Origin of the sequence: Myroides odoratimimus (assembly GCF_004337635.1) — a bacterium.
GTDB classification, from domain to species: Bacteria; Bacteroidota; Bacteroidia; order Flavobacteriales; family Flavobacteriaceae; genus Flavobacterium; species Flavobacterium odoratimimum.
Map to the genome: position 1 here is coordinate 3,740,694 of NZ_CP037427.1, position 25,055 is coordinate 3,765,748.

The window sequence follows — 25,055 nt, forward strand, 5'->3', positions numbered from 1 at the left end:
CTTTATTACTTTTAGGGTAAGACAATCAAAGGTTAGAAGGTCTTAATCTATAATTACTACTATTAACAACACAATCAACTACTTTTTATCAATGAAAAAGGGACTATCGCTTGATAGTCCCTTTTTTAATTTATCTATAATAGATTCTAAAAAACACTCTTTATTACTACTTATGATGCAGCTACTACTTTAAGCCCAATAATAGACCCTATCAAAGTAGCGATAAAAAACATCCTCCAAAAAGTAGCAGGATCTTTAAACACAAATATTCCTACTAATACTGTTCCTACAGCACCTATACCAGTCCATACTGCATAAGCTGTTCCTAGTGGTAAGGATTGAGTTGCCTTTACAAGGGCTGCCATACTACAAACTAAGGCTATCAAAAAAGCGGCATACCATCCTACTGCTTCTGTTCCTGTAGCCTCCTTAGCTTTACCTAAGCAAAAAGTAAAACCTACTTCAAATAATCCACCAATAATTAAAATTATCCAGTTCATTTGTTCTAAAAATTTAAGCGTGCAAAGGTGGAGAATATAATTTTATTATTTTTTATCAAATGAAAATAAAATTCTCATTTATTTTTAATATAGAAACTTATCTACTAAGTGTAATTATTCTTGACCTATAAACAAGAATTAGCAAATGCTAGAATACTTCGGTTTAAGACAGCATATAGTTCTGCTGACAGTTCCTTATACCTCTTCTCTTGATTATCATTACTGAGCTGTCCTACATCATTCCACGAGCCCATCCCCCCGAATACATAGGCTCTATCAGTAGCTTCCATTAAGGCTAAAGCCTCTTCTGTGTATCCCCCTTCTACGATCATATCTTTTAGATAGGTAGTTGTAGACGGCTTCTTATTCTCTAATACACTCTTAGCTCCTGTGAATATCGCTTCCCAATTAGAAAGTTCTTCTACCTTACAAAAAGCTACTAGCTCTTCTAATACTGACATAAGGGCTAAGCTCTGTTCTTTTATCTCATACTTAGTGCTAGGCAATTCGTCAATAGGAGCAAGTCTATAGGTTACATCCCATATTCTATCTGCACCTAACTGACGTTTATCCTCATTGACCTCCCACTTGCTATACCAAAACTCTGATCGATCTTCTAACACAGTCTCTACCATCCATACTCCCCCACCTCCTACAAATCCTGCTGTCATATACTCTGGTGTATTCGGTTTTGCAAAAGATTGATAGAATAACTTTACTTGCTTTACTCCTCTGAATTTTAAAGAAATAAACCAGTCTATAGGCGCTTGAGTTGTATATTGACTCTTATCTCCTACTACAGGAATATGAAATAACACTTTATTACAATACATAGAGATCTTCTCTCCTTGATTAGAAATCTCTGGTAAATGATCATTTAAGTATGCGTTAGAATAACTAACTACACTAACCATTTGAAGGATCGATACATTCATAGCTATAAAATAAAGCCCTAAATTATATAAATATACGATAGGACACAAAAACTAAAAGCCAATATTCACAAAAATATTGAGCATAAAAAAGTATATCTATATGCTAAAAACTGTATATTGCTGGAATAGATAATACTTAATATTTCTAATCATGGCTAGTCCGGTTAAAATCCCTTATCAGAGTTTTATAAAAATAGATAGAAACTCTACTACTGCAGTATATATGCAAATCGCTAATCAGTTTAGCAATGCTATACAACGCAACTTTATCCCTGAAGGGACTAAACTACCTGGCACTAGAACAATCGCAACATTGCTTTCGGTAAATAGAAATACAGTAATCGCGGCATTTGAAGAAATAGCAACACAAGGATGGATAGAAATGATCCCTAATAAAGGGTGTTTTGTATTGAGCAAAAAGTCTATTCGCCCTAAAACAAGTACTGATATAGATTATCAGAATATTCAACAATATCCAAGTAAACCAGGATATTCCTTTCAAGTCAATAATGTGCTAGATTCTCCTTATGAGACAAATCATTGTGACTATATGTTTAATGATGGTACGACAGATACAAGAATAAGCCAACTGAGTCAACTATCTTCTTTCTATAGTGCTAACCTCAAAAGAAAAAGCAATCGAAAAAAACTATACAATATAAAAAGTGAGGATAACTACCCATTCAAAAGTAATATGGCGAATTATCTAAACCTATCTAGAGGACTACATATCAGTAAGAATAATATACTGATCACACGTAATACCGAAATGAGTATCTACATCGCTTGTAGAGTACTACTATCTCCTGGTGATAAAGTGATCGTAGCTAAGCTGAGCTACTACTCTAGTAATATGACATTTCAAGAAACTGGAGCTCATGTACTAACAGTACCTGTAGATGAGCATGGTATAGATGTACAAGCTATAGAAGAACTGTGTAAATCTCATACTATTCGTATGCTGTATTTAACACCTCATCATCACTACCCTACTACTGTAACACTAAGTGCACAGCGCAGAGTAAAACTTCTCAACTTAGCACGTAAGTATGGTTTTATTATTCTAGAGGATGATTATGATTATGACTTCCATTATGACAAAAGCCCTGTATTACCACTAGCAAGTGTAGACTCAGATGGTATGGTAGTATATATAGGATCATTTGGCAAATCATTAGCGCCAACTTTTGAGCATGGGTTTATTGTAGCACCAGAAAGTGTATTAATAGAAATGCAGAAATACCTGAGATTACTAGATCCTAGAGGAGACATTATCATGGAACAGGTACTAAATGAATTAATAGAAGAAGGCGAAATCTTTAGATATCTAAAAAAAGCTTCTAAAATATACAAAGAAAGACGGGACTCTTTCGCTGAATTATTACAACAGTTCTTTAATAATGATATTCATTTTACAGTACCTGCTGGTGGATTAGCTATTTGGACAGAATGGAACATTCCTATTAACCTGATGCAACTACATAAACAATGTGCTAAAAATAACTTATATCTACCTAAAACCCTACTCTATCAAGACAGAAAATTAACAGGAATGAGATTAGGATTTGGTCATTTAACAAAAGATGAAATGGAAGTTAACCTAGATATTCTTTATCGTACTATACATGCGCTAAAACCTTCTAAATAGAAACCAATTCACATTATTTTAAATACCCATATTTAATTTTTATCATTATATTTGTTTAGTATTTCCTAATTTTAACAATTAATATGAAAACATTTAAGACTAGTATTTTTATAATATTATGTGGAGTAGCCTTTTATAGCTGTAAAAAGGAAGAGAGCTTTAAACTTCCTGAAATGTCAGAACATGAAAAGTCATTAAGCATACATGTGATTGGTGATTGGACAGAATTCACTCCCTTTAATGAGAATAAGCCTAAGAGTTTTTCTTTAAAAGAGAATGGAGACGCTACATCAGTAAATATGATGACTAGTGAATATGAGAATTGGTGGATACAGAATCACGAACTTCTAGTGTTATCTAATAGAGATACCTTACATTTTACAATCAAAGCAAGTAGTGAGAATATCCTTGTTTTAGAAAAAAAAAATCAAGAGTTTACCTATAAAAGAGTAGGTACAAATTAATTTATACCTTCAAACATAAACAAGAGAGGGAAGTATCATAACGTATACTTCCCTCTCTTTTTTTATATTGTCATATATCACCAAATCGGTATTTTATGCAGATAAGCTAGCTGGAATAATTTGTCCTCTATAGCATCACTTCTAATATATCCTTTATACTTAGATGAGCTCATTTCTTTATAAATACGTCTAGCTTGTCCTACTAGACCTTCTTGCTTGATAAAATTATTAAAGCCTAAGCAATTCTCTTCATAAGAAGCAAAACATGTCATAAAATCTAATGGATAAACAAATTGCTTAGGAGACATATTTACATTAAATCTCCACCCTTGTTCAATAGTATAAGCTATCAGTGCCTCTCTATTTCTAAACTGCTCAAATATAGGATTCACATAAGTAGAAAGAAGCTCACTGAAAACAGCTGTTTGATCATCAAGGTTCTTGGAGTTAATTTCCCAACTAAACTTCTTCGGGAGAGCAGGAATAACATCATTAAGATTAGCTATAAAAACAGTATCTACTGCTAAATCCTTACTTCTGTACTTCTGCAACCTCCATGTTTTTAACTGTTCTGACAACACCATGACAAGGCATGATAACTGTACACTAGTTTTCACTTCACTCTGAATAGCATGAAACTTCAATACTAACTCAAAATCTGATGATTCTATTCGTTGTTTTAATATCAGACCTTTCTGAGTAGCTACAAAGCCTTCATGTAGATAAGGTATACTGATATTCTGAATAAACTGTAAAAAAACTTGTTTCCCTGACATAAAAACAGTTTAAGAGTTGTATTTTATTCTCTTACTAGTTCAATACAGTTTGCATTCTCCTCTTTGTTTTCATGCTCTAACTTATAGATTAGGGCTTCCATCTTTCTATAGAAATTAAAATATGAAGCGAACACAAATAAAGTAAGTAACGATAGTGCATTAATGATTATCCCTAGTTCGATAATATACATAACATCTATTCTCGTAGCCATACTATACTGATAGATACGCAACAAATAGATCAATAAGAAACTAATCCAAATCAATAAAATCCAATAAGACCTAAACTTCTGTAATCTCGTAGTCGTATTCTTATGTATATACGATACCGCACTGATAGTCATCTTATTCAATAATCGATAAGGCATCACTAGATTAAAAACAGGTAAAAACCATCCGAATATTATCCAATACTTAGAATCATTTAATCGAGTATCTAAAGACTGCATATTCACATAAGCTCTATAAAACCATACAATGAATACTATAAAGAAAAAGGCAGCTGCTACGATATTTAATATTGTCACGATAAAGTTTATCGTTTCGAACCTTACTAAATCTTTATTTACATATTGAACACCTAGATTCGCTTTAGTATATATATTGTGCTGGATTAACAAACAGTTCAAACTAGCTACTGAAGATATTATCAATAGCTTAATTGCAACAATTAAAGCATCACCTCGACTTACATTAGACAATAACATATTTCTAATTTGTATTTATAGTTTATCTCCAAAGTTCTTGACTCTGAATCTTTATTTCTTTTACTGTATTTCCCTTTGTGTCTCCTATTTTATTCTCACATACTACCCAATACATTAGTTTTCTCTTACTCTTTGGGTTAGTATAAACACAGCTAAGCAAGGGAGAATCAGGACTGTTACCTCTACCATTCTTATACTTCATAGGTGTAGTACAGTAAGGTTCTAATTCTTCTATCGTTGTATTATATAGATATGTAGGGTCTGCAAATTCTACTTTACCTTTGGCATCTTTGGTATATGTGCTTTGCATTAAAAACTGAAGAGTATAGAACAACTTCTCTCCCTGTTTTAGTTTCTCAACAGAAAAACGAGATTCTTCTGCAGTTTTATACGGGATATAATACAAAGTATCTCCTTCAAAATTATCATATATACTGTAATCCATAGCTCCTTCTTTCATCTCTTTAGGGGCAATAGCTAAGGTCTTTAATATTTCTCTTACTTGATTATTATCAACGTTCTCCTCTGTAACTAACTCCATTAATTGACCTATCTTCTGACTAAAAGATTGCTTCTGTGCACACATAATTGTTACACTAAGAAAGGCTACCATAGTAAATACTATTCTATACATAATTCTCCTTTTAATTTCTCTAAATTAAAACAATTGAAAGTGAACACAAAATAACTAGTACGTAAATTTCTGAATATATTCTGCTCGTTTCTCTTTACTTATTTTGAGTCCTTGCTCAATATAATTATCAACAGAACCGTACTCCTTCTCTATTCCTTCAAACATTGCTTGAATATAAATAGGCTTAATCCACGAAAAGTTCTCTATAACCTGATAGTTAATCTTCGGAAAGATCACTTTGCCTACTTTAGCAAGCTTCATTCTTCCCTCTACTTCACTTACTCTATAATTATTAGATAACATATATTCAGAAATGATAGTCTCTCTCTCTACCTCTAAGATGCTAAGTATCATAGCTCCTATCATACCTGTTCTATCTTTACCTGCAGAACAATGGAACAACACTGCTTCTTTTGATTCAAAAACATCATCCATTATCTCTCTAACTAACTGTGGGGTCTCTGTCATATACAGTTTATAAAACTCCATCACTAGACTATCAGATTGTACAGGAGTCACTTTTCCTTTAAGCACATCCTTTTTAGTCTTAGAGAACATATCCTCAGAATCGTCATACACTTGCACATTCTTATATACTACACCTTCTGGTACTCTATCAGGTTTCTTCGTCACTTCTTTATCCGTACGCAAGTCTATAACTGTTTTGACATTTAGATTTTCAAGTTTAGCATATTCTTTCTCCTTTAGCTTAGAGAGGTGGCCACTTCTAAAGAAATGCCCCCATATGACCTGTTTTCCGTCTTTATTTCTAATCCCTCCCATATCACGAAAGTTGTGAACCTTCTTAAACTCAATATGCCTATTTGATCGATACACAGTATCATGATTAGAAATAACGGGAAATACTTGTCTTTCATTAGTTTTTACAAAATATTGACCTACCTCTGTCTCTACATGCGTACTTTGATCTAAGACAAGTTTTTCATCAGGAGTCAATTGCACCATATACCCTTTTTTGCTTTCTGTTACATTATCATTTTTATCTAAATCAGAAAAAAAAATAGGTTGATAAGTTTGATACGAACATCCTACAAATAAAGTTGATATAAATATTATCTTGAATAAAGTATAGTAGCGCATAAATATTGATATTACTGTTACTAACAAAAATAAGTATAATAATCTAGAATACAACTTCTGACATGGTTATGAAAAAAAAGATCCCAAATGCAAGAAGCAAAATGGGATCCTTTAAAAATATATAGATAACTATTATGAATTCATGTATTTACTGATGTCGAAGTTAAGTCCTTGTGCAACTCTAGTACCTAGTTCAACATTAGCTCTAAACCAGTGGCACAGCTGTCTTCCGATAATCTCATCACGCTTAGGCCCTTCTACACCACTCATTGCCGCAACGATATTAGCTACAGTATTTGTTTTCTCTTCAGCAGTCATAATCTCATATAGTTTTCCTGGTTGACTGAAGTGGTCATTCTCTCCTTCTCCATTTCTATCATATCTATCAGCCACAACACTATGCAACTCTTGAGCTGGTTCTTTATAACTTTGATCTACTGTAATATTATCAAAGCTATTTGGGAAATAGTTAGGTGCGTCATCACCATTACCATCTACTCTCATATAGCCATCTCTCTGATAGTTATTAGTCATAAATGGACAACGATTCACAGGTATCTGCTCATAGTTAGCACCTAGTCTATAACGTTGTGCATCTGGATAAGATAAAATACGTCCTTGTAACATCTTATCAGGCGAAAAACCAATACCGTCTACAATATGTGCTGGTGCAAAAGCTGCTTGCTCTACATCTTGGAAGTAGTTTTTAGGCATTCTGTTTAATTCAAGTACCCCTACATCGATTAGTGGATAATCACCATGTGGCCATACTTTTGTTACATCAAATGGATTAACAACTGCTTCTTTGGCTTGTTGTTCAGTCATCACTTGAATTTTTAGATTCCATTTAGGGAAGTTACCATTAGAGATATTTTCATATAGATCACGTTGTGCATAGTCCATATCTGTTGCTCTCATTTGGTCTGCTTCTGGCCCTGTAAGGTTTTTAATTCCTTGAGCTGTTTTAAAGTGGAACTTCACGAATACTCTTTCATTCGCGCTATTAATCATAGAGAAGGTATGACTTCCATATCCATTCATATGTCTATATCCAAATGGAGTTCCTCTATCAGACATCAAGATCATTACTTGGTGTAAACTCTCAGGGTTTAATGACCAGAAATCCCATACCATAGTAGGTGATTTTAGGTTAGTACCTGGGTGTCTTTTTTGAGTATGGATAAAGTCAGGGAATTTCTTAGCATCTTTAATAAAGAATACTGGTGTATTATTACCTACTAAATCCCAGTTACCATCTTCTGTATAGAACTTCACTGCAAAACCACGTGGATCACGCTCTGAATCAGCAGACCCTTTCTCTCCCCCTACAGTAGAGAATCTAACAAAAACGTCTGTTTGTTTTCCTACTTCACTAAATAATTTAGCTTTAGTATATTTCGTGATATCATTTGTTACTGTAAATGTTCCATAAGCTCCTGAACCTTTTGCATGTACAATACGCTCTGGAATACGCTCTCTATTAAAGTGAGCTAACTTCTCATGTAAAATATAATCTTCTAGTAATACAGGACCTCTAGCACCTGCTGTTAATGAATCCTCATGATCTACATAAGGTCTACCTGAAGCTGTTGTCAATTTCTGTTCTTTCATAATTATTATTTTTGTCGTTTATCTCTCTTTTTCTTTTACAAACTTACAGCTATAATCCACTGATAACTAGATTTTAGCATACTTTGAATCAATACATGTATTGATAAAATCTATCACTATTAAAAAACACATAACTCTTTTCAATACCTATAATTATTTAGTGCACTCAAATTTTAAGCCATTTCTATATCTAAAAATACGTTTTTTTCAGCTTATTAACTTTATTCTCTGATTATAAAATAGTTAATAATAATTCTGATTATCCGTTTATGCACCTGTTATATTCGCAATTACTAGTCTGTCAAAGAGTTTGTCTCCAAAATACCGTCTGTTTAATTTGTAAATAAACTCGTTGAGATACAACTGTAAGTATTTCCTTTTGATTTTATGGTAGTTGCCCAGCAATGTCCGTTTTGCATTACTGATTGCGATATGCACCCATTTGAGTGTTTCCTTGGTGGTTTTGGCGTCTGATTTCTCGGTGACGTGCAATTCCACCAGATCGGAGATGTCAACGTAAGAAGTGCTTTTGTCCGAAAATACGATGGCATCATCCTCCATGCAGTCCCTGACCACGCCGTTGATTCCTTCACTTTGATGGCTATCCAGTACCCTGGCCTTGAAATAACGCACATGCTTCTCCTTTTTGCCCGTTTCGATATCTTCCAACGGGGTGCTTTCGGCCATCACCGCAACGTTCTGCTTTCCCTCGGCTCCCCGGCCACGTGTACCCTTGCCTCGCTCGATTTCCTTACTGGCCACCGAAAAGTTAACGAATTCTTGCGGTTTCTTTCAGCGCCGCCAATACCGCCAGCCCGTCGCGCAAGGGGCGCGGCTCGTGTGTGCGGATGAAGTCAGCTCCACCTGCGGCGGCGGCAAGCTCTGCAGCGAGTGTCGCGGCCCCGACATCCCCCGGACCACGGCCTGTGAGCGCGCGCAGAAAGGATTTGCGCGAAACAGACAGAAGCACCGGCAAATCGAAGCGCAGCCGCAATTCATCGAACCGCGCCAGCACCGAGAGCGAGGTTTCGGGAGCAGCCCCCAGAAAAAACCCCATGCCGGGATCAAGGACAAGGCGGTTGCGTTTGATACCGGCACCCGTCAGCGCCGCGATGCGCGCGTCAAAGAACGCCGCAATGTGATCCATGATGTCGCCAGCGGGTGCCTCGCGCCGATCTGCCTGCCCGTCTTGCACCGAATGCATAACGACGAGTTTGGCAGATGATTTCGCCAATTGCGGATAGAACGCAGCGTCTGGAAAACCGCGAATATCATTGAGATAGGCCACACCACGCGACAAGGCATAGGCTTGCGTCGCGGGTTGATAACTGTCGAGCGAGACGGGAATGCCATCTGCCTTGAGCGCGTCCAGCACCGGCGCGATACGCGCGATTTCTGTGTCGGACGAAACAGGCGCGGCGTCGGGATTGCTGGATGCCGGACCGAGGTCGATCACATCTGCCCCCTCGGCCATCAGCTTACGCGCCTGCGCAATGGCTGCGTCTGGCGCCAGATACCGGCCTCCATCGGAGAAACTGTCCGAGGTTATGTTGACGATGCCGAAAATGATGAGCGATTTATTCATGGGGGCTTCTATAATAATACCTAAAATCCGCAGGTAGTTAATTAGGATGTTTAAAGATTCTGATTATCCGTTTATGCACCTGTTATATTCGCAATTACTAGTCTGTCAAAGAGTTTGTCTCCAAAATACCGTCTGTTTAATTTGTAAATAAACTCGTTGAGATACAACTGTAAGTATTTCCTTTTGATTTTATGGTAGTTGCCCAGCAATGTCCGTTTTGCATTACTGATTGCGATATGCACCCATTTGAGTGTTTCCTTGGTGGTTTTGGCGTCTGATTTCTCGGTGACGTGCAATTCCACCAGATCGGAGATGTCAACGTAAGAAGTGCTTTTGTCCGAAAATACGATGGCATCATCCTCCATGCAGTCCCTGACCACGCCGTTGATTCCTTCACTTTGATGGCTATCCAGTACCCTGGCCTTGAAATAACGCACATGCTTCTCCTTTTTGCCCGTTTCGATATCTTCCAACGGGGTGCTTTCGGCCATCACCGCAACGTTCTGCTTTCCCTCGGCTCCCCGGCCACGTGTACCCTTGCCTCGCTCGATTTCCTTACTGGCCACCGAAAAGTAACCCTCATCCAGTTCTATCATCCCTTCCAGTGTATACCTTGCATCCCGGTTGCCCATCGCCCTGCGGAGTTTGTGTACCATCGCCCATACCGGTTCGTAACGCTTCAATCCTAATTGCTTCTGGAGTTCGTTGGTGGAGAATCCCTTTTTTGTGCAACTCATCAGGAACATCGTTTTGTACCACACCAGAAACGGCAGCTTGGAGCTCTCCATGATCGTACCGCTGCGCAACGAGGTGCGGAAACGGCAACCTTTGCATTCATAACTCCATTTACCCTGTAACCAATAATGGGAAGTGCCCCCGCATCGCTTGCAGACAACCCCTTCCTTATCACGCTGCTCCTTGAAATGCAAACGACAATCTTCCTCCGAACCGAAATGAGCCGTAAAACTGAATATGTTCATAATCCCTGCTTTTTGAGCGCTAATATACTAAAAATATTAGGTGTGTTTGCAGAGAATCAGATAATAATTTCAATTAAAATATATTTATCTCTGTAAATGCAGTATCTTTCTAACTCTTAGCAAATGGTAATTTTCAACACACAATGAATACAGCAGAATTTAGCTTTATATGTTTTGATCAATTAAATTCAGTTCAGAAAGATAACTTAGTACAAAAAATTAAAGAACTAAGTAACTTACCACAATACTTACAGGCAGACAGTGGCAAAGTAAAATATTGGAATTCTATTTTTAAAGTATTTTCTAGTCAGCAATTTATAGTACTAGAGAATAATAACCTTGTTGCAACTATACATTGTGTGCCTTTACATTTAACTAAAACAGAGTTCGCTAAACTCTCAGATGGAGGGTGGAGATGGGCATTAGAGAAATCATTTGCCGACCATGAACGTATCCTAAAACCAAATACTCTGTGTTGCTTATCTATTTTTACGAATAAGTCTTATTCTGAAAATGAAGTACACCAATATGTAATAAACAACCTAAAGCTTTATGCTACTCAAGAAGAATATCAAAACATTATCTGTCCCATAAGACCTAAGATGAAACAACATTATCCCTTACAAGATATAATGAATTATTCTCAATGGATTAATAATTGGGGATTACCATACGATATTGAAATTAGAAAACACGTAATCAATGGAGCTATTATTCAAGGTGTCTGCACTACCTCATTCTACGTCGAAGGTACTATTCTTCAATGGGAAAAATGGACTGGGTATACTTTTCAGTCTTCTGAAGAATACATTTTACCTATGGGATTAACTACGCTTAGAGTAAACGTTGAGCTTAACAAAGGATATTATACAGAGCCTAATATCTGGATGATATATAAACTGTAGATCTAGCTATTTTGAATAGAAAAAGAAATAGAAGTACCTATTCCTCTTTTACTCTTTACAATAAGTTTTGAATTCAACCCTCGAAGTCGTTCTTCCATATTTTTAATTCCTAATCCACGCTTAACAGATTTAAAGCTAAATCCTTTACCATTATCTATAACTTCCATACGAAAATATTGGTCTGATAGATATTCTATTACTAATTTACATTCTTTCGCTTCAGCATACTTCTGTACATTTTGAAATGCTTCTTGAAGAACTCTATAGATATTCACTTTTATCTTATGACTTAGTCTCTCTAGTTCTATTCTAGAGTCAATTTCAATACTAAAAACTGTACTGACATTTCTATTTTGCAAATAAACTAACTCCTCTAAAAGCTGTCCAAAATTACTAACTAAGAACTTCTCTTCATTGTATAGCGCATGAGAACTATTTCTAATAAATAACTCTACTTCTTGTACTTCTTTGACTAAAGATTCTTTAACTAACTCAAGGTTATCATTTTCTAATTGTAAAAGAGAAAACCGAGTAACAAATAGCTTGTTCAATACTCCGTCGTGTAATTCTTTTGCAAACTTCTTACGTTCGAGTTCTTGCGCTCTTGTTATACTATTCTGAATATGGATAATAGAATCATAATACTTTTCTGTATCCTTTTGGTACATTTGCACCAGAGCTATTTCCCTTGCCTTATTTCTATAGAAAATAACACATAGTATTCCAATAAAACTAAAAATAAGTGCTATACTCGCATAAGTAATGAGATTATTCTGATCTTTTAAAATCTGATTAGATCGAATAAGCGAATCTGATTCATATTTTAGTCTAGCGAACTTACTTCTTACAGCATTGATATCCTTATTTATCAATTCGTTAATCTGCTTATAATGATAAAAGTTAGATTTAGAGTCAATCTTATCATACATCATAAGTAATTCGATTGCCTTTTTCTGTATTCTTAGATCATCATATTGAGCAGCAGAAGAGAATACCTCTTCTAATAATTTAATCCCATTTACAAACTCCCCTCTTTCTAATTGATATTCAGCATATAGTATTTTATTCAGATTATAAGCATGATAGTTACCTATAGTTAGACTATGATCCATAGCTTCAACTATATAACTTATTACAGTATCATAGTTTTTATACTTTAATTGAAGTGATGCATTCGTATGCAGGAGCATAGAATAAAAAGATTCTTTATCCTTATTCTCCAATTGTTCTAAATACCTAAAAGCTTCTTGAATCGCTTCTTCTGCATCATTGTATTCGCCTTTCTCTATATAGGCTCGAGACAAATTATTTTTAATAGAAATCTTATTCATCAATATCTGTTCCCTTAAATAGAAGTTTTTAAGTTCTTCTGAGTCTAAATATGCTTCAGCTTTTTTTAGCATAGTGATAGCCTCATCATTTTTATCTAAACCCAACTCTATCACGGCTAGTACAAATGCTTGACTATACAGAGTATGCTTTGATACATTATACCCATTTAATGATATAGCTTGTAACAGTTGTATATGAGCTTCTAAAAACACACCTCTGCTAGCTAGCAATATACTGAAATACAAATACGTTTTTTGAAGATCTTCAATATTCTTTATCCCCTTATAATATTGAGCTGATTTATTGTAATAATAATAACTACTATCTGAAATAGCAGTATATTGATAATGCTCGCCTAAATCAAAATAGGCACTCGCTAGTGATGCACTATCCTTATTCTTTAATGCATTAAGATACTCATAGGTTAACTTATTTTTTTCATTATAAACATCTTCTTTATTCGCTAAAGCATTTTGCTTATAATAATACGCGTTACCTAATAAAAGTAAACGTTTAGCCAAGCGACTGGTTTCCACATAATTAACAGAACAAACAACCTCTTTTTTATCTATTAAATCTAGTCCTTGTGTCTGTTTTTGTACACCTACTTGCCTCTCCTTACTTTTAGTACAACTAAGAAAAAAGGGGATTAATAAGCAATATAAAATGTATTTTTTAAACATTACACTTCTTGATTCTAAGAAAAGTTAAATGTATGAAAAATTACGCTATCTCACCTATATCACCAACCTTTTTATTAATATTTTACACAATACTACTAAAATAAATTAATACTCTTGCAATCCTTCCTTAAACACTTCTAAAGCTCTTTCTCTAGCAAACTTATGTTCAACTATTGGTTGTCTATAATAGAGTTCTCGCCACTCAGGAACCCATTTATCCATATAGCTTCCGTCTTTATCGAACTTTTTTGCTTGCTCTGTAGGGTTAAATATTCTAAAGTAGGGTGCCGCATCACAGCCACAGCCAGCTACCCATTGCCAATTCCCATTATTAGAAGCTAAGTCGTAATCTAGTAACTGTTGAGCGAAATATGCCTCTCCCCAACGCCAGTCGATCAATAAATGTTTTACTAAAAAGCTAGCAACTACCATACGCACTCTATTATGCATAAACCCTGTAGCATTTAACTCTCTCATTCCAGCATCTACTAACGGATATCCCGTATTACCTTCACACCATGCCAAGAAGTCTGCCTCATTATTGCGATATTTTATACCCTCATATTTAGACTTAAAACAATGCTTTTCTACTGCAGGGTATAAATACATGATCTGACTAAAGAACTCTCTCCAAATCAACTCTGATAGCCATACATCGTTTTCTTTTAAAGCAATACGTACACATTTCCTAATAGATACTGTACCGAAGCGCAATGCTGTACCCAATAGACTAGTCCCTTTTATACTTGGATAGTCTCTATACTGATCATACCTCGAGACGATAGCTAGATCTACTTCATTGGTTATCTTCCTGTTTTCAGAAGGACGATACCCTAGCTGTTCTAAAGATAGAATATCACTTTGAAAACGATGAAACAATACCTTTTCTAAGGCTACGGTATAATCAAACAAATGATTTTCTGTCAATAATGATCTCCATTTTTTAGCATAAGGAGTATATACTTGATACGCTGTGCCATCTTGTTTTAAGATTTCACCTCCTCTAAAAATAACGTGATCTTTATATTGATAAAAAAGGATATTCTTTTGTTGAAGAAAAGAAGCTACCTCTTGATCTCTTTGAATAGCCTGAGGCTCATAATCTTCATTGCTATAAACAGCCTTTATTAAATAGTTATCTGCTAATTGTTCGAATGCCTCAGATACTGTACTGTGATAACATTGAACGCTTGAATTATACTTCTTCAGCTCGTCATTTATCTTCCCGACCTGCTCGTGAATATACTGCACACGCCTATCCTCTACATTGCTAAACTGCTCTAAAATATCTTTATCAAAGATAAATAGAAGTAGAATAGGGTATCCACTCTCTGCTGCATGATAAAAGGCGACATTGTCTTCTAATCTTAAATCACGTCTAAACCAAACTACTACTACTTCTGCTTTTCTCATCGTTTTCTTATTTATCCCTAGATTACCTTCGTATTATCAAAAAAGGGCTAAGCATTCTTTTATTCCCGAAAGATATAAAAGAATACTTAGCCCTACTAAATCAAATTATAAACTACTTATTAAAAAGCTCCTATTAAACTCATCCAACTCGTACCTACCACTAAATAAATAGCGAGTAGCATAACTCCGATGATTAGACCATAAGTCCACCACGACTTTAGCTCTACATACCCACTTCCGAAGAATACTGGTGCAGGACCATGTCCATAATGTGTTAATGTCCCGTAGATAGATCCCATGAAACCTAACATCATCGCTAATAATACAGGTGGAACTCCTAACGAGACTCCTACTCCTAATAAAGCAGCATACATAGCAGCTACATGAGCAGTCGCACTCGCGAAGATGTAGTGACTAAAGAAGTAAACAATCACAATAATAGGGAAAGCATAATGCCAATCCATATCACCCATTTTACCTTTTACTAAATCACTGAACCATCCGATGAAACCTAATTTATTCAATGAACTCGCCATCATCACTAATACCGCGAACCATACAATAGTATCCCAAGCTCCTTTTTCTGCCTTTACATCATCCCATGTCAACACAGATGTCAACAGTAAGATTGCTAAACCAATAAACGCAGTAGTAGTCGCATCGATACTAAATAAATCTCCAGTAATCCAAAGTGCTAACAGAATAACGAAAGTCATTAACATCAAGATCTCTGATATAGATAGCTTCCCCATTTCTCTTAATTTTTCAGCAGCCACCTTAGGTGCATCGCCTGTTTTCTTAAGTTCTGGTGGGAAGATTTTATATAATACTATCGGAGTCAAAATAAAAGCAACTAACCCAGGTACAAAACCTGCAGCCGCCCATGACATCCATGAAATATTAATTCCCATATCAGCAGCGAACTTCTGACACATCGGGTTACTCGCTGTACCTGTTAAGAACATAGATGACGCGATCAAGTTCATATAATAACAGTTCAGTGTCAAGAAAGAACCTAACTTCTTATGTGTTTCTGGTTTAGTCGCATCAGAACCGAAGTTCATAGCCATAGACTTCATAATAGGGTAGATGATTCCTCCTCCACGAGCAGTATTACTAGGAATAGCAGGTGCTAATACTAAGTCTGCTAATCCTAATCCATACGCTAACCCCAATGTACTTTTTCCAAAGGCGCGAATAAATAAAAACGCTATTCTATTTCCTAATCCTGTTTTGATAAAACCTCTTGCAATAAAGAAAGAGATACCGATTAACCAAATTACTTTATCTCCAAAACCACTTAAACTCAGTGCTATTGACTTACCTGGATCTCCAGGTGCTAACAATTGAAAGAATGCTGTTAGACCTACTGCTAACATACACATTGTTCCCATCGGTGCGGCTTTTAGGATAATACCTAAAATGGTACTTACGAATATGGCAAATAAATGCCAGGCATCTGGAGTTACTCCTTCTGGAATTGGGCAAAACCATAGTGCAATCCCGATCACAGCTGTAATCGCAAGATTCTTAAGATTTACTTCTTTCATCACTTATACGTCTTTGTGGTACAATTAGAATCTACATTGCAATTGGATAAATGCTAGATTAGAATTATAAGTTTTCGAATCTTTTATATTTTCTTTAAAGTTGTCTATTTGCATCCCCAGTTGGATTCTTGCTCCATAATTTTTAAGGAACTCTAAACTAAACATAGGTGTCAATGTCTGACGTGCATTAGAGTTTAACTGTGACTCCGCATCTAGATACTCATATCGACATGCGAACTCGATAGCCTGGAAGTGCTTTTTACCTACTTCATATCGAATATTAGGTAGCACATAGAAACTCTTCATCACATAATCATCTAACTTACCTAAGCGCTTATCAGCTGCCAGCTTAAAGAACGCATCGTGATTAGTCCCTTGCTTAGCCTCTGTTTGAAAATCAAAACACCAACGATCTCCAATAGGAAACTTAGCTGCTGCCTCTACTCCTACTGCATATACATTTTCTTTTTGCACCTCACCTATACCTCCACTAATACCTACATTAAAATCATGCTTCTTATTCAGGTTAAATAAAAGTCTACTTGAGTAATGCTTACCATCATCACTATCCGTCTTATTCTTTCCATTACCATTGGTCACAGAGAACCCGTAACTCATTGGCACTTTACCCAAGTCTACACTACCTGTAATAGCAGCACCTACCTGGAAGCTCATCCACCCATTGTTACCGAATAGATAGTAAGAGTTAGAGTAATCTATTGACTTCACAATATCTACCGCATACGTCTCTTCTAATCCGAATAGAGGTCTAAACTGTCCTACTGTAATCTGAAAGTAACGGTTAACCGTATACTTAGCATACGCATTTTCTAAAACTCGTGTACTTACATCTTTATTCTTAAAGTCCGCAAAATTAACAAGAGCTGTTACTTCTAAGTTTTCAGTAATCTTCGCATTCATAGAAACACGCATTCTCTTGATATCAAAAGAATTGTTAGCATAACTTGTCTTTTCTGGTGTTTCTGAGTGATGTAGTCCATCTATATCCACACCTTTTTTAAAGTTATCTAAGTATCTAGTCTGGAATACTCCTCCTACTTTAAACTTAGGATATTTCTGCGGTTCAGGATTGATAATAACCTTATCTTCGAAGACTTTGATTGTATCTGTCTTGACTTCTTGTGCGAATGAAATAGCGGAGCAGCATAATCCTGCTCCTACTATTATTTTAAATTTTAAGCTATTATAGAGTGTGAGAGTGCTCATAGGCTTATTTTTTATTTGTTATTTCTTAAACTTTAAAAAGCTAGCACGATTGTACTCGTAGTTCATACGTGCAATGTTAAGTACAGAAATACCTTGTGGGCATTCTACTTCACACGCTTCTGTATTAGAACAGTGCCCGAAATCTTCTGCATCCATCTGCGAGATCATTCTCAACGCTCTTTCTTTACGCTCCTCTTGAGATTGAGGTAACAGGGCTAATTGAGTAATCTTAGCTGATGTGAATAGGGCAGCACTACCATTCTTACAAGTAGCCACACATGCTCCACATCCGATACACGCCGCAGAGTCAAAAGCTGATTCTGCTGTCTCATGTGACACAGGGATTGTATTAGCCTCCGGAGCCTGTCCTGTATTTACAGATACATATCCTCCAGCAGAGATAATACGGTCAAAAGCACTTCTGTCCACTTTTAGGTCCTTCTTCACTGGGAATCCCTTTGCTCTAAAAGGTTCTATTAATACCGTCTCACCATCTCTGAACTCACGCATGTGTAACTGGCACGTCGTTGTATTCTCTAATGGTCCATGAGGGTTTCCATTGATTACTACACCACATTGTCCACAGATACCTTCTCTACAGTCGTGGTCGAACTCTACTGGTTCTTCTTTATTTACAATTAATTGTTCGTTTAATGTATCCAACATCTCCAAGAAAGACATATGCGGATTTACATTTTCTAACGTATAATCAACAAGTTTTCCTTGTGTTTTACGATTTTTTTGTCTCCAAATTTTTAAATGCAGTTTCATAGACTTTTTTAATTATTTATAACTACGGATAGTTGGTTGTACGAATTCGAATTTTAACTCCTCTTTATTCAAGATAGGCTCTTTATCTAATGACCCTGGCCACTCCCATGCAGAGATGTATTGGAACTCAGCGTCATTACGCTCAGCTTCCCCTTCCTCTGTCTGGTACTCTTCTCTAAAGTGTGCTCCACAAGACTCGTTTCTAGTCAATGCATCATAACACATTAACACACCAATCTCTAGATAATCTGCTACACGTCCTGCTTTTTCTAATTCAGCATTCATGGTATCATTCTCTCCTGGAACATGAACGTTTTTATAAAATTCATCTCTTAACTTTTTAATCTCTTCGATTGCATAAGTTAACCCTTCAGCTGTTCTAGCTAGACCACAATAATCATATAATAACTTACCTAATTTTTTGTGGTAGTAGTCCACTGACTTATCCCCTTTTATATTTAATAATTGGTCTATTTTTTCTTTATTCTCAGTCACCACTTTGTCGAACTCTGGATGATCTGTAGAGATCTTACCTACTCTAATCTGATCTGCTAGATAGTTTGCGATCGTATAAGGTGCGATAAAGTATCCATCTACAGAAGCCTGAAGCAATGAGTTCGCTCCTAATCTATTCGCTCCGTGATCCGCGAAGTTCGCTTCTCCTAATGCAAATAATCCAGGAATAGTAGTCATTAACTCATAATCTACCCATAGTCCTCCCATAGAGAAGTGAGCAGCAGGAGATATCTTCATTGGTTCTTTATACGCATTGATACCCGTGATCTTCTCATACATACGGAATAAGTTTCCGTACTTCTCAGCGATTTTTGGTTGTCCTTGTTCTTTGATTGCTTTAGAGAAATCTAAGTATACCGCATTCTTTAATGGTCCTACACCATGTCCAGCATCGATACGCTCCTTAGCTGCACGAGATGAGATGTCACGAGGTGCTAAGTTACCGAATGCAGGATAACGACGCTCTAAGTAGTAATCTCTTTCATCCTCTGGGATATCATTTGCCTCTCTTGTATCATCTGCTTTCTTAGGTACCCATATACGTCCATCATTACGCAGTGATTCTGACATTAATGTTAGTTTAGATTGGTAATCTCCAGACTGAGGCAATGAAGTTGGGTGAATCTGAGTCCAGCTAGGAGAAGCGAAATACGCTCCTTTTTTATGTGCTCTCCAGATAGCAGATCCATTACATCCCATCGCTAAAGTAGATAGGTAATAAATCTTACCGAAACCTCCTGTTGCTAATACTACAGCATGTGCTGAGTGTTTCTCTATCTCACCAGTCTCTAAGTTACGCACTACTACACCTCTTGCTTTACCATCGATCACCACGATATCTAGCATCTCATGAGAAGAGTATAGTTGTACTGTTTTCTTATCCACTTGACGCATTAACGCTTGGTAAGTACCTAATAATAACTGTTGTCCCGTTTGACCTCTTGCGTAGAAGGTTCTACTTACCTGTACTCCTCCGAATGATCTATTGTTTAAGTATCCTCCGTATTCTCTACCGAAAGGAACCCCCTGAGCTACCGCTTGGTCGATCAAGTTAAGAGAACATTCTGCTAGACGATATACGTTCGCTTCTCTCGCTCTAAAGTCTCCTCCTTTTAATGTATCTACGAACATACGGTACACACTGTCACCGTCGTTTTTATAATTTTTTGCAGCGTTCACCCCACCTTGTGCAGCTACAGAGTGCGCACGACGAGGTGTATCTTGAAAACAAAAAGCTTTTACATTATATCCCATCTCTCCTAGAGAAGCGGCTAATGAACTTCCTGCTAATCCTGTTCCGATAACGATTACATCAAGTTTTTTTCTATTCGCAGGGTTTACCAAACGAGCAGTTTTTTTATAGTTAAACCATTTTTCTTCTAATGGCCCCTGAGGTATTTTTGCATCTAATTTCATAGCTAGTTTTTAAGATTAGTGATGTAAATAAAAATTGGCATTGCAGCAAATCCTACACAAATAATTACTGAATAAGCAACTCCGAAGATATTAACCCAACGTACAAACTTTGGGTGAAATAAACCTAACGTTCTTACTCCACTCGTAATTCCGTGGATCAAGTGATAACACAATGCTACCATCGCGATAACATATACCACTACTAACCACAGCTCTTGGAATGCTGTAACTACTACTGCGTATAAATCTTTGTTTCCATTAGCATCGATGCCTATTTCTCCAAACTTATACACATACCAAAAGTTTTGAAAATGCAGAACAATAAAGATTAAAACTATTGTCCCTAATACTCCCATATTTCTGCTGTACCATTTACTAGCTCTACCTCTATTATCTTTTTTATAAGTACCTCCAGAAGCCTTGTTCTTAGAAGTAATAATTAAAGCATAGATGGCATGTCCTATAATAGAAGCATATAAAACATAAGAAACCATTTTTACCAATGGATTTCCGGTTAGAAAATGCGAGTACGCATTAAAGCTAAGTCTTGCGTGTTCTGGCTCTAAAAATAACTGTGTATTTCCTAAAAAGTGAATTAATAGGAAAAAGCAAAGAAATAATCCTGTCGCGGCCATTACAATCTTGCGTGAGAGTGTGTTCATCTTTGTACTTTGTTTTTAATAATTAATGAATCCTTATTATTGTTACTAAAAGCCTATTTAGAAAATCAGTACTATATTTTACTTCTATTTATTATGGAGTATTTTTTCGTTTTTACTTCTTTTAGATACATACATTCTACAAGAGTAAAATGTCTTGATACACTCAAAAACATCCTATAAACAATTTTATATTCTAATTTCAAATAGACTCTAATCGTTTTCTTTATTTATATGTTAAAAGTATAATTTTAGTGTTATTTCAAAGATGACATATATCAGCCCTCATTTGGTTTTACTCACTACCTATACACATTAACGTACATCAATATAATATTACAATCAATGTGAACTTGTATTTAAAATTATCAAATATTTTTAACATAAATAACGTTCCTTAAAAAAATAATTAGTTATAATAAAGTATATAATCATTATAAATAGTACTAATACTTCTAAAGAATACGCTGCTCTTTTAACAAAAAAACAAATTCCATACCACAATGCTCTTTTTAACAAATTTAATTAGCACTACAAATAATAATACATCATACTCTTTATGTATTCTTTCAAATAAACACAACTAAATAGTAGTAAAAATCATTATATTCATTTCAGATCCCTAAAAAAGAAATCTATTATATTATTCATAATTTATAAACAGATAAAACCATGAAACCCTCTTATTTACTACATTTAAGTACATATTACATATATTCTAAAAAGTTGCTTAAACTGACTAAATAACTTTCTATAAAAGTTGTAATAAACCTAAATAAGCCTCATTTCTTCTTCTTTTATACACTAAACTGTATTTTCCTATTAATGGTTCATATTAAGAATTTAGTCTAAAAAGAAGTAATTCCTCTCCCGAAGATTACTTTTTCTACCTATCAAACCCTAAAAAGAGCGATTGCAGAATCCTCAATTTTACACTTCTATTTTTCTCTTTCTTTTAAAAGCTGTCATTAGAAGTGTGTTTAAATCAGAATAGGATAATGTAAGTGTATCAATGGAGCTTCTATTCCTATCTAATTTAGATTGAATCATAACATGGAATACAAGAACAGTAAGTGGAGTATAAAAGCACATTTGTTGGACTAACCCATGCTCTGCTCCACCATTATCGAGGTATTGTCCATGTATTGTCGAAGGATCTTCTTATAACACCTTTAAATACTAGGCTTGAGAGCTATTATAGATAAGTGCTAAAAAGAACATAAAACCAATTAACAAACTTATTATTAACCAGTTAACATAATTTCATATCAAAAAAAACACTCCTTATTTTTTATAAAAACAGCTATATATCCTTTATTTCATCTTTAAAATGAAAAAAAAAAGAGTCTAAAAACTATATAATTGGTCTTTTAAGAGGCTATTTTCTACTCAAAAAGAAAAAAATGAGAAGCAATTTTAATAGAATACAAAACTAAAGCACATAAAAAAACAGTAGTACACCAAAGTATACTACTGCTTCATAATATATATTTTCTGATCTATTCCTCTAAGACTGAAGTTCTACTTTAACCTAGGTTGTCGATAGACATCTAAACGAAAAGTAATTATACAAAATAGCTCTGAATTAATGCGTAAAGCATACTATAATATGGTTTAAGAACTAATGAAAGAGATATGAAGTAGAATTACCTTATAGTATTTGACTAATGCGAATCCGGGTTTAAATACTTGACTAGATACTTAGGTACATCCTCGTACCCCTGTCTGAAATAGAAGCGATGTGCATCTGTCCTTCTACTATGGCTGTGGAGTTCTATTCTATCACACCCTCTGCTTTTCGCTAGAGCTGTTACGTGTTCTTCTACTAATCTCCCTACACCCTTACTCCTGATATTCTGATCTACAGTAAAATAACTTATCCTTGCAAAATCACCTTCTAAAGCTATCTGAGGAATAAAGTGTACTGAGATAAAGGCAATGACTTGTCCCTCGTCCTCTACTACTAAGAGCGCCTCTCGTTCACAATTATTCATTTCTGCTATTCTATGGGGCAAAAAACCCAAGGTATTAGGATATCCCATTTGTTCTAAAAGATTAGCAACTACATCAGCATCGTTGATTTCCATCTTTCTTATCTCCATCTCTACTTATTTTTAAAGAAAAGTAACTATTTTAAAAAACAGAGACAATGTTTTTATTCTTTTTTATACGAGCGCGCTCCAGACATACTTGATCCTGCGTCTTTACTCAGATTAGTAAATACTAAACTAGACAGTATCGTGATCAATCCCATAACTAAGAAGGTATATCTAAACACACCTATCTTATCACCTGATTCTGCAATCTGACTGTTCTGAAACAACATCAACACCATCGCTGATAAAGATATTCCTAAACTTACTGCTAACTGCTGTGTCACAGATAGCAGACTGTTTCCTTCACTAGACGTATCTTGGTCTAAATCGGCTAAAGAAATGGTATTCATAGAGGTAAACTGTATCGCGTTAAAAGCACCGTTACCGATCATCAGTAAGATAATTACCCAATAAGGCGTAGTAGGCGTTATAAAGAAGAAACAGCTGATTAACAAGCCTGTCAGTACTGTATTGGTAATCAACGTACTTCTGTATCCAAAACGTCTTACAATAGGTACTACGAAATTACGAGAAACCAAATTAGACAAGGCTTGTGGAATCATCATCATCCCTGCGTACATCGCTGAGTACCCATATCCTACTTGTAATAATAAAGGGATCATCAATGGCATTCCCCCAATTCCGAAACGTGTAATTAAGTTACCAATCAACCCTAAACGAAGCGTGGTAATCTTAAATAAGCTCAATTTAATCAAAGGTTCTTTTGTCATTCTAGCATAGAATACATAAGCTACTCCCATTAGCATCGCTACAATAAATAGTGTAATTAATTGTACTGATGATATTGTCGGGCTATTCCATTTCTCTATTACTAAAGTTAAGGTAGTCAATCCTCCACTAAACAACACCCATCCCATAAGGTCAAAACGCCCTACCGTATTGGTAAAATTAGGAATGATTTTTCTAGCAAAGAGTACTGCTATCACGCCTACTGGTACATTGATTAGGAATATCCAATGCCAAGACAACTTCTCTACTAAAAAACCTCCTACTGCAGGTCCTAGCATAGGTCCTATCAATCCTGGTATGGTGATAAAGTTAATCACCTTTAACAACTGGTTTTTAGGATAAGCATAGATAAGAGTTAGTCGGGCTACAGGCACCATCATCGCTCCTCCAACAGCCTGAAATATACGTGCTAGAACTAACTGATCTAAGGTAGCTGACATAGAACAGAATACAGAACCTAACGTAAATAGCCCCACTGCTAGGATAAAGATTCTCTTCGTACCAAATCGGTCGGCTAACCACCCACTCAACGGAATCAATAAAGCGACTGTCAATGTATAGGACACGATGATACTCTGCATCCCTAAGGGCGACTCTCCTAAGCTCTTAGCGATAGAGGGTAATCCTGTGTTTAAAATTGTAGCATCTAGTGCTTGCATAAAGATGGCTAGAGCTCCCAGCCATGGTAAATATTTGCGTGTTCTTTCATCTTTTATTACTCCTGCTTGCATTGTATTCTAAATCATTTAGTAATTAATAATTTCTTTTTCACAGTGCAAAATTAGAGTATCTATTC

At 35.7% G+C, this 25,055-nt stretch carries 21 protein-coding genes and 1 pseudogene; 3 read left to right on the forward strand and 19 right to left on the reverse strand.

The features are described 5' to 3' along the window. Positions 1-170: 170 nt before the first annotated feature. A complete protein-coding gene (locus E0Z07_RS17045; RefSeq protein WP_006258431.1) occupies positions 171-500 on the reverse strand; it encodes a DMT family transporter in 330 nt (109 codons plus the stop codon). 125 nt (positions 501-625) lie between these two features. Next, a complete protein-coding gene (locus E0Z07_RS17050; protein ID WP_006258432.1) occupies positions 626-1,435 on the reverse strand; it encodes a hypothetical protein in 810 nt (269 codons plus the stop codon). Between the two features lie 151 nt (positions 1,436-1,586). Between E0Z07_RS17050 and E0Z07_RS17055 the strand changes: the two genes are divergently transcribed. Together E0Z07_RS17055 and E0Z07_RS17060 are read left to right on the forward strand one after the other, a co-directional pair. Then, a complete protein-coding gene (locus E0Z07_RS17055) occupies positions 1,587-3,083 on the forward strand; it encodes an aminotransferase-like domain-containing protein (protein WP_006258433.1) in 1,497 nt (498 codons plus the stop codon). 83 nt (positions 3,084-3,166) lie between these two features. Next, positions 3,167-3,547 (forward strand): lipocalin family protein, encoded by a 381-nt coding sequence (locus E0Z07_RS17060; protein ID WP_006258434.1) that lies wholly within the window; start codon positions 3,167-3,169, stop codon positions 3,545-3,547. A gap of 77 nt (positions 3,548-3,624) precedes the next feature. On the opposite strand, the gene E0Z07_RS17065 is transcribed toward E0Z07_RS17060, so the two are convergent. The 8 genes and pseudogenes from E0Z07_RS17065 to E0Z07_RS17100 form a co-directional block, all read right to left on the reverse strand. After that, a complete protein-coding gene (locus E0Z07_RS17065; RefSeq protein WP_131541037.1) occupies positions 3,625-4,323 on the reverse strand; it encodes a hypothetical protein in 699 nt (232 codons plus the stop codon). Between the two features lie 23 nt (positions 4,324-4,346). After that, positions 4,347-5,030 carry a DUF4328 domain-containing protein gene (locus tag E0Z07_RS17070; protein ID WP_006261684.1) on the reverse strand — a complete coding sequence of 228 codons (684 nt, stop codon included), beginning with the start codon at positions 5,028-5,030 and terminating at the stop codon, positions 4,347-4,349. Positions 5,031-5,052: 22 nt separating this feature from the next. Beyond that, positions 5,053-5,664, reverse strand: coding sequence for a hypothetical protein (locus tag E0Z07_RS17075; RefSeq protein ID WP_006258437.1), 612 nt, complete (start codon positions 5,662-5,664; stop codon positions 5,053-5,055). Between the two features lie 54 nt (positions 5,665-5,718). Further along, positions 5,719-6,765, reverse strand: a complete 1,047-nt coding sequence (locus E0Z07_RS17080) for a tyrosine-protein phosphatase (RefSeq protein ID WP_131541038.1) — start codon at positions 6,763-6,765, stop codon at positions 5,719-5,721. A 132-nt stretch (positions 6,766-6,897) separates the two neighbouring features. Next, positions 6,898-8,376, reverse strand: coding sequence for a catalase (locus E0Z07_RS17085; RefSeq protein WP_006261687.1), 1,479 nt, complete (start codon positions 8,374-8,376; stop codon positions 6,898-6,900). Positions 8,377-8,643: 267 nt separating this feature from the next. After that, positions 8,644-9,144 (reverse strand): annotated as a pseudogene (locus tag E0Z07_RS17090) (IS1595-like element ISBbi1 family transposase); the annotation flags it as partial. 1 nt (position 9,145) lies between these two features. Further along, complete coding sequence (gene sul2 / locus E0Z07_RS17095; RefSeq protein WP_001043260.1) at positions 9,146-9,961, reverse strand: sulfonamide-resistant dihydropteroate synthase Sul2; 816 nt, start codon at positions 9,959-9,961, stop codon at positions 9,146-9,148. A 71-nt stretch (positions 9,962-10,032) separates the two neighbouring features. Continuing rightward, positions 10,033-10,941 (reverse strand): IS1595-like element ISBbi1 family transposase, encoded by a 909-nt coding sequence (locus E0Z07_RS17100; protein ID WP_005807145.1) that lies wholly within the window; start codon positions 10,939-10,941, stop codon positions 10,033-10,035. Between the two features lie 143 nt (positions 10,942-11,084). On the opposite strand from E0Z07_RS17100, the gene E0Z07_RS17105 reads away from it, so the two are divergent. Further along, complete coding sequence (locus tag E0Z07_RS17105) at positions 11,085-11,846, forward strand: hypothetical protein (RefSeq protein ID WP_006258440.1); 762 nt, start codon at positions 11,085-11,087, stop codon at positions 11,844-11,846. Between the two features lie 2 nt (positions 11,847-11,848). On the opposite strand, the gene E0Z07_RS17110 is transcribed toward E0Z07_RS17105, so the two are convergent. The 9 genes from E0Z07_RS17110 to mdtD all read right to left on the reverse strand — a co-directional run bounded on the left by E0Z07_RS17110 (position 11,849) and on the right by mdtD (position 24,990). Beyond that, on the reverse strand, positions 11,849-13,861 hold the full coding sequence (locus E0Z07_RS17110) for a sensor histidine kinase (RefSeq protein WP_006258441.1): 2,013 nt from the start codon (positions 13,859-13,861) through the stop codon (positions 11,849-11,851). A 105-nt stretch (positions 13,862-13,966) separates the two neighbouring features. Continuing rightward, positions 13,967-15,274: a cryptochrome/photolyase family protein gene (locus tag E0Z07_RS17115; RefSeq protein ID WP_131541039.1), complete on the reverse strand. Its 1,308-nt coding sequence runs from the start codon at positions 15,272-15,274 to the stop codon at positions 13,967-13,969. 119 nt (positions 15,275-15,393) lie between these two features. Then, positions 15,394-16,824 carry an anion permease gene (locus E0Z07_RS17120; protein WP_006258443.1) on the reverse strand — a complete coding sequence of 477 codons (1,431 nt, stop codon included), beginning with the start codon at positions 16,822-16,824 and terminating at the stop codon, positions 15,394-15,396. 24 nt (positions 16,825-16,848) lie between these two features. Next, entirely contained in the window at positions 16,849-18,051 is a 1,203-nt protein-coding gene (locus tag E0Z07_RS17125) for a porin (RefSeq protein ID WP_006258444.1), read from the reverse strand. 18 nt (positions 18,052-18,069) lie between these two features. Then, positions 18,070-18,822, reverse strand: a complete 753-nt coding sequence (locus tag E0Z07_RS17130) for a succinate dehydrogenase/fumarate reductase iron-sulfur subunit (protein ID WP_006258445.1) — start codon at positions 18,820-18,822, stop codon at positions 18,070-18,072. A 12-nt stretch (positions 18,823-18,834) separates the two neighbouring features. Continuing rightward, on the reverse strand, positions 18,835-20,754 hold the full coding sequence (locus E0Z07_RS17135; RefSeq protein WP_006258446.1) for a fumarate reductase/succinate dehydrogenase flavoprotein subunit: 1,920 nt from the start codon (positions 20,752-20,754) through the stop codon (positions 18,835-18,837). Between the two features lie 2 nt (positions 20,755-20,756). Continuing rightward, positions 20,757-21,416 (reverse strand): succinate dehydrogenase cytochrome b subunit, encoded by a 660-nt coding sequence (locus E0Z07_RS17140; protein ID WP_006258447.1) that lies wholly within the window; start codon positions 21,414-21,416, stop codon positions 20,757-20,759. 1,661 nt (positions 21,417-23,077) lie between these two features. Next, positions 23,078-23,515, reverse strand: coding sequence for a GNAT family N-acetyltransferase (locus tag E0Z07_RS17150; protein ID WP_006258448.1), 438 nt, complete (start codon positions 23,513-23,515; stop codon positions 23,078-23,080). 53 nt (positions 23,516-23,568) lie between these two features. Next, positions 23,569-24,990 carry a multidrug transporter subunit MdtD gene (gene mdtD, locus E0Z07_RS17155; protein ID WP_059051227.1) on the reverse strand — a complete coding sequence of 474 codons (1,422 nt, stop codon included), beginning with the start codon at positions 24,988-24,990 and terminating at the stop codon, positions 23,569-23,571. Between the last annotated feature and the right edge of the window lie 65 nt (positions 24,991-25,055).

Bases quoted from the DNA above. Each gene is read 5' to 3' on its own strand.
- E0Z07_RS17045 (WP_006258431.1), bottom strand. From the start codon at position 500: ATGAACTGGATAATTTTAATTATTGGTGGATTATTTGAAGTAGGTTTT.
- E0Z07_RS17050 (WP_006258432.1), bottom strand. From the start codon at position 1,435: ATGAATGTATCGATCCTTCAAATGGTTAGTGTAGTTAGTTATTCTAAC.
- E0Z07_RS17055 (WP_006258433.1), top strand. From the start codon at position 1,587: ATGGCTAGTCCGGTTAAAATCCCTTATCAGAGTTTTATAAAAATAGAT.
- E0Z07_RS17060 (WP_006258434.1), top strand. From the start codon at position 3,167: ATGAAAACATTTAAGACTAGTATTTTTATAATATTATGTGGAGTAGCC.
- E0Z07_RS17065 (WP_131541037.1), bottom strand. From the start codon at position 4,323: ATGTCAGGGAAACAAGTTTTTTTACAGTTTATTCAGAATATCAGTATA.
- E0Z07_RS17070 (WP_006261684.1), bottom strand. From the start codon at position 5,030: ATGTTATTGTCTAATGTAAGTCGAGGTGATGCTTTAATTGTTGCAATT.
- E0Z07_RS17075 (WP_006258437.1), bottom strand. From the start codon at position 5,664: ATGTATAGAATAGTATTTACTATGGTAGCCTTTCTTAGTGTAACAATT.
- E0Z07_RS17080 (WP_131541038.1), bottom strand. From the start codon at position 6,765: ATGCGCTACTATACTTTATTCAAGATAATATTTATATCAACTTTATTT.
- E0Z07_RS17085 (WP_006261687.1), bottom strand. From the start codon at position 8,376: ATGAAAGAACAGAAATTGACAACAGCTTCAGGTAGACCTTATGTAGAT.
- sul2 (WP_001043260.1), bottom strand. From the start codon at position 9,961: ATGAATAAATCGCTCATCATTTTCGGCATCGTCAACATAACCTCGGAC.
- E0Z07_RS17100 (WP_005807145.1), bottom strand. From the start codon at position 10,941: ATGAACATATTCAGTTTTACGGCTCATTTCGGTTCGGAGGAAGATTGT.
- E0Z07_RS17105 (WP_006258440.1), top strand. From the start codon at position 11,085: ATGAATACAGCAGAATTTAGCTTTATATGTTTTGATCAATTAAATTCA.
- E0Z07_RS17110 (WP_006258441.1), bottom strand. From the start codon at position 13,861: ATGTTTAAAAAATACATTTTATATTGCTTATTAATCCCCTTTTTTCTT.
- E0Z07_RS17115 (WP_131541039.1), bottom strand. From the start codon at position 15,274: ATGAGAAAAGCAGAAGTAGTAGTAGTTTGGTTTAGACGTGATTTAAGA.
- E0Z07_RS17120 (WP_006258443.1), bottom strand. From the start codon at position 16,824: ATGAAAGAAGTAAATCTTAAGAATCTTGCGATTACAGCTGTGATCGGG.
- E0Z07_RS17125 (WP_006258444.1), bottom strand. From the start codon at position 18,051: ATGAGCACTCTCACACTCTATAATAGCTTAAAATTTAAAATAATAGTA.
- E0Z07_RS17130 (WP_006258445.1), bottom strand. From the start codon at position 18,822: ATGAAACTGCATTTAAAAATTTGGAGACAAAAAAATCGTAAAACACAA.
- E0Z07_RS17135 (WP_006258446.1), bottom strand. From the start codon at position 20,754: ATGAAATTAGATGCAAAAATACCTCAGGGGCCATTAGAAGAAAAATGG.
- E0Z07_RS17140 (WP_006258447.1), bottom strand. From the start codon at position 21,416: ATGAACACACTCTCACGCAAGATTGTAATGGCCGCGACAGGATTATTT.
- E0Z07_RS17150 (WP_006258448.1), bottom strand. From the start codon at position 23,515: ATGGAGATAAGAAAGATGGAAATCAACGATGCTGATGTAGTTGCTAAT.
- mdtD (WP_059051227.1), bottom strand. From the start codon at position 24,990: ATGCAAGCAGGAGTAATAAAAGATGAAAGAACACGCAAATATTTACCA.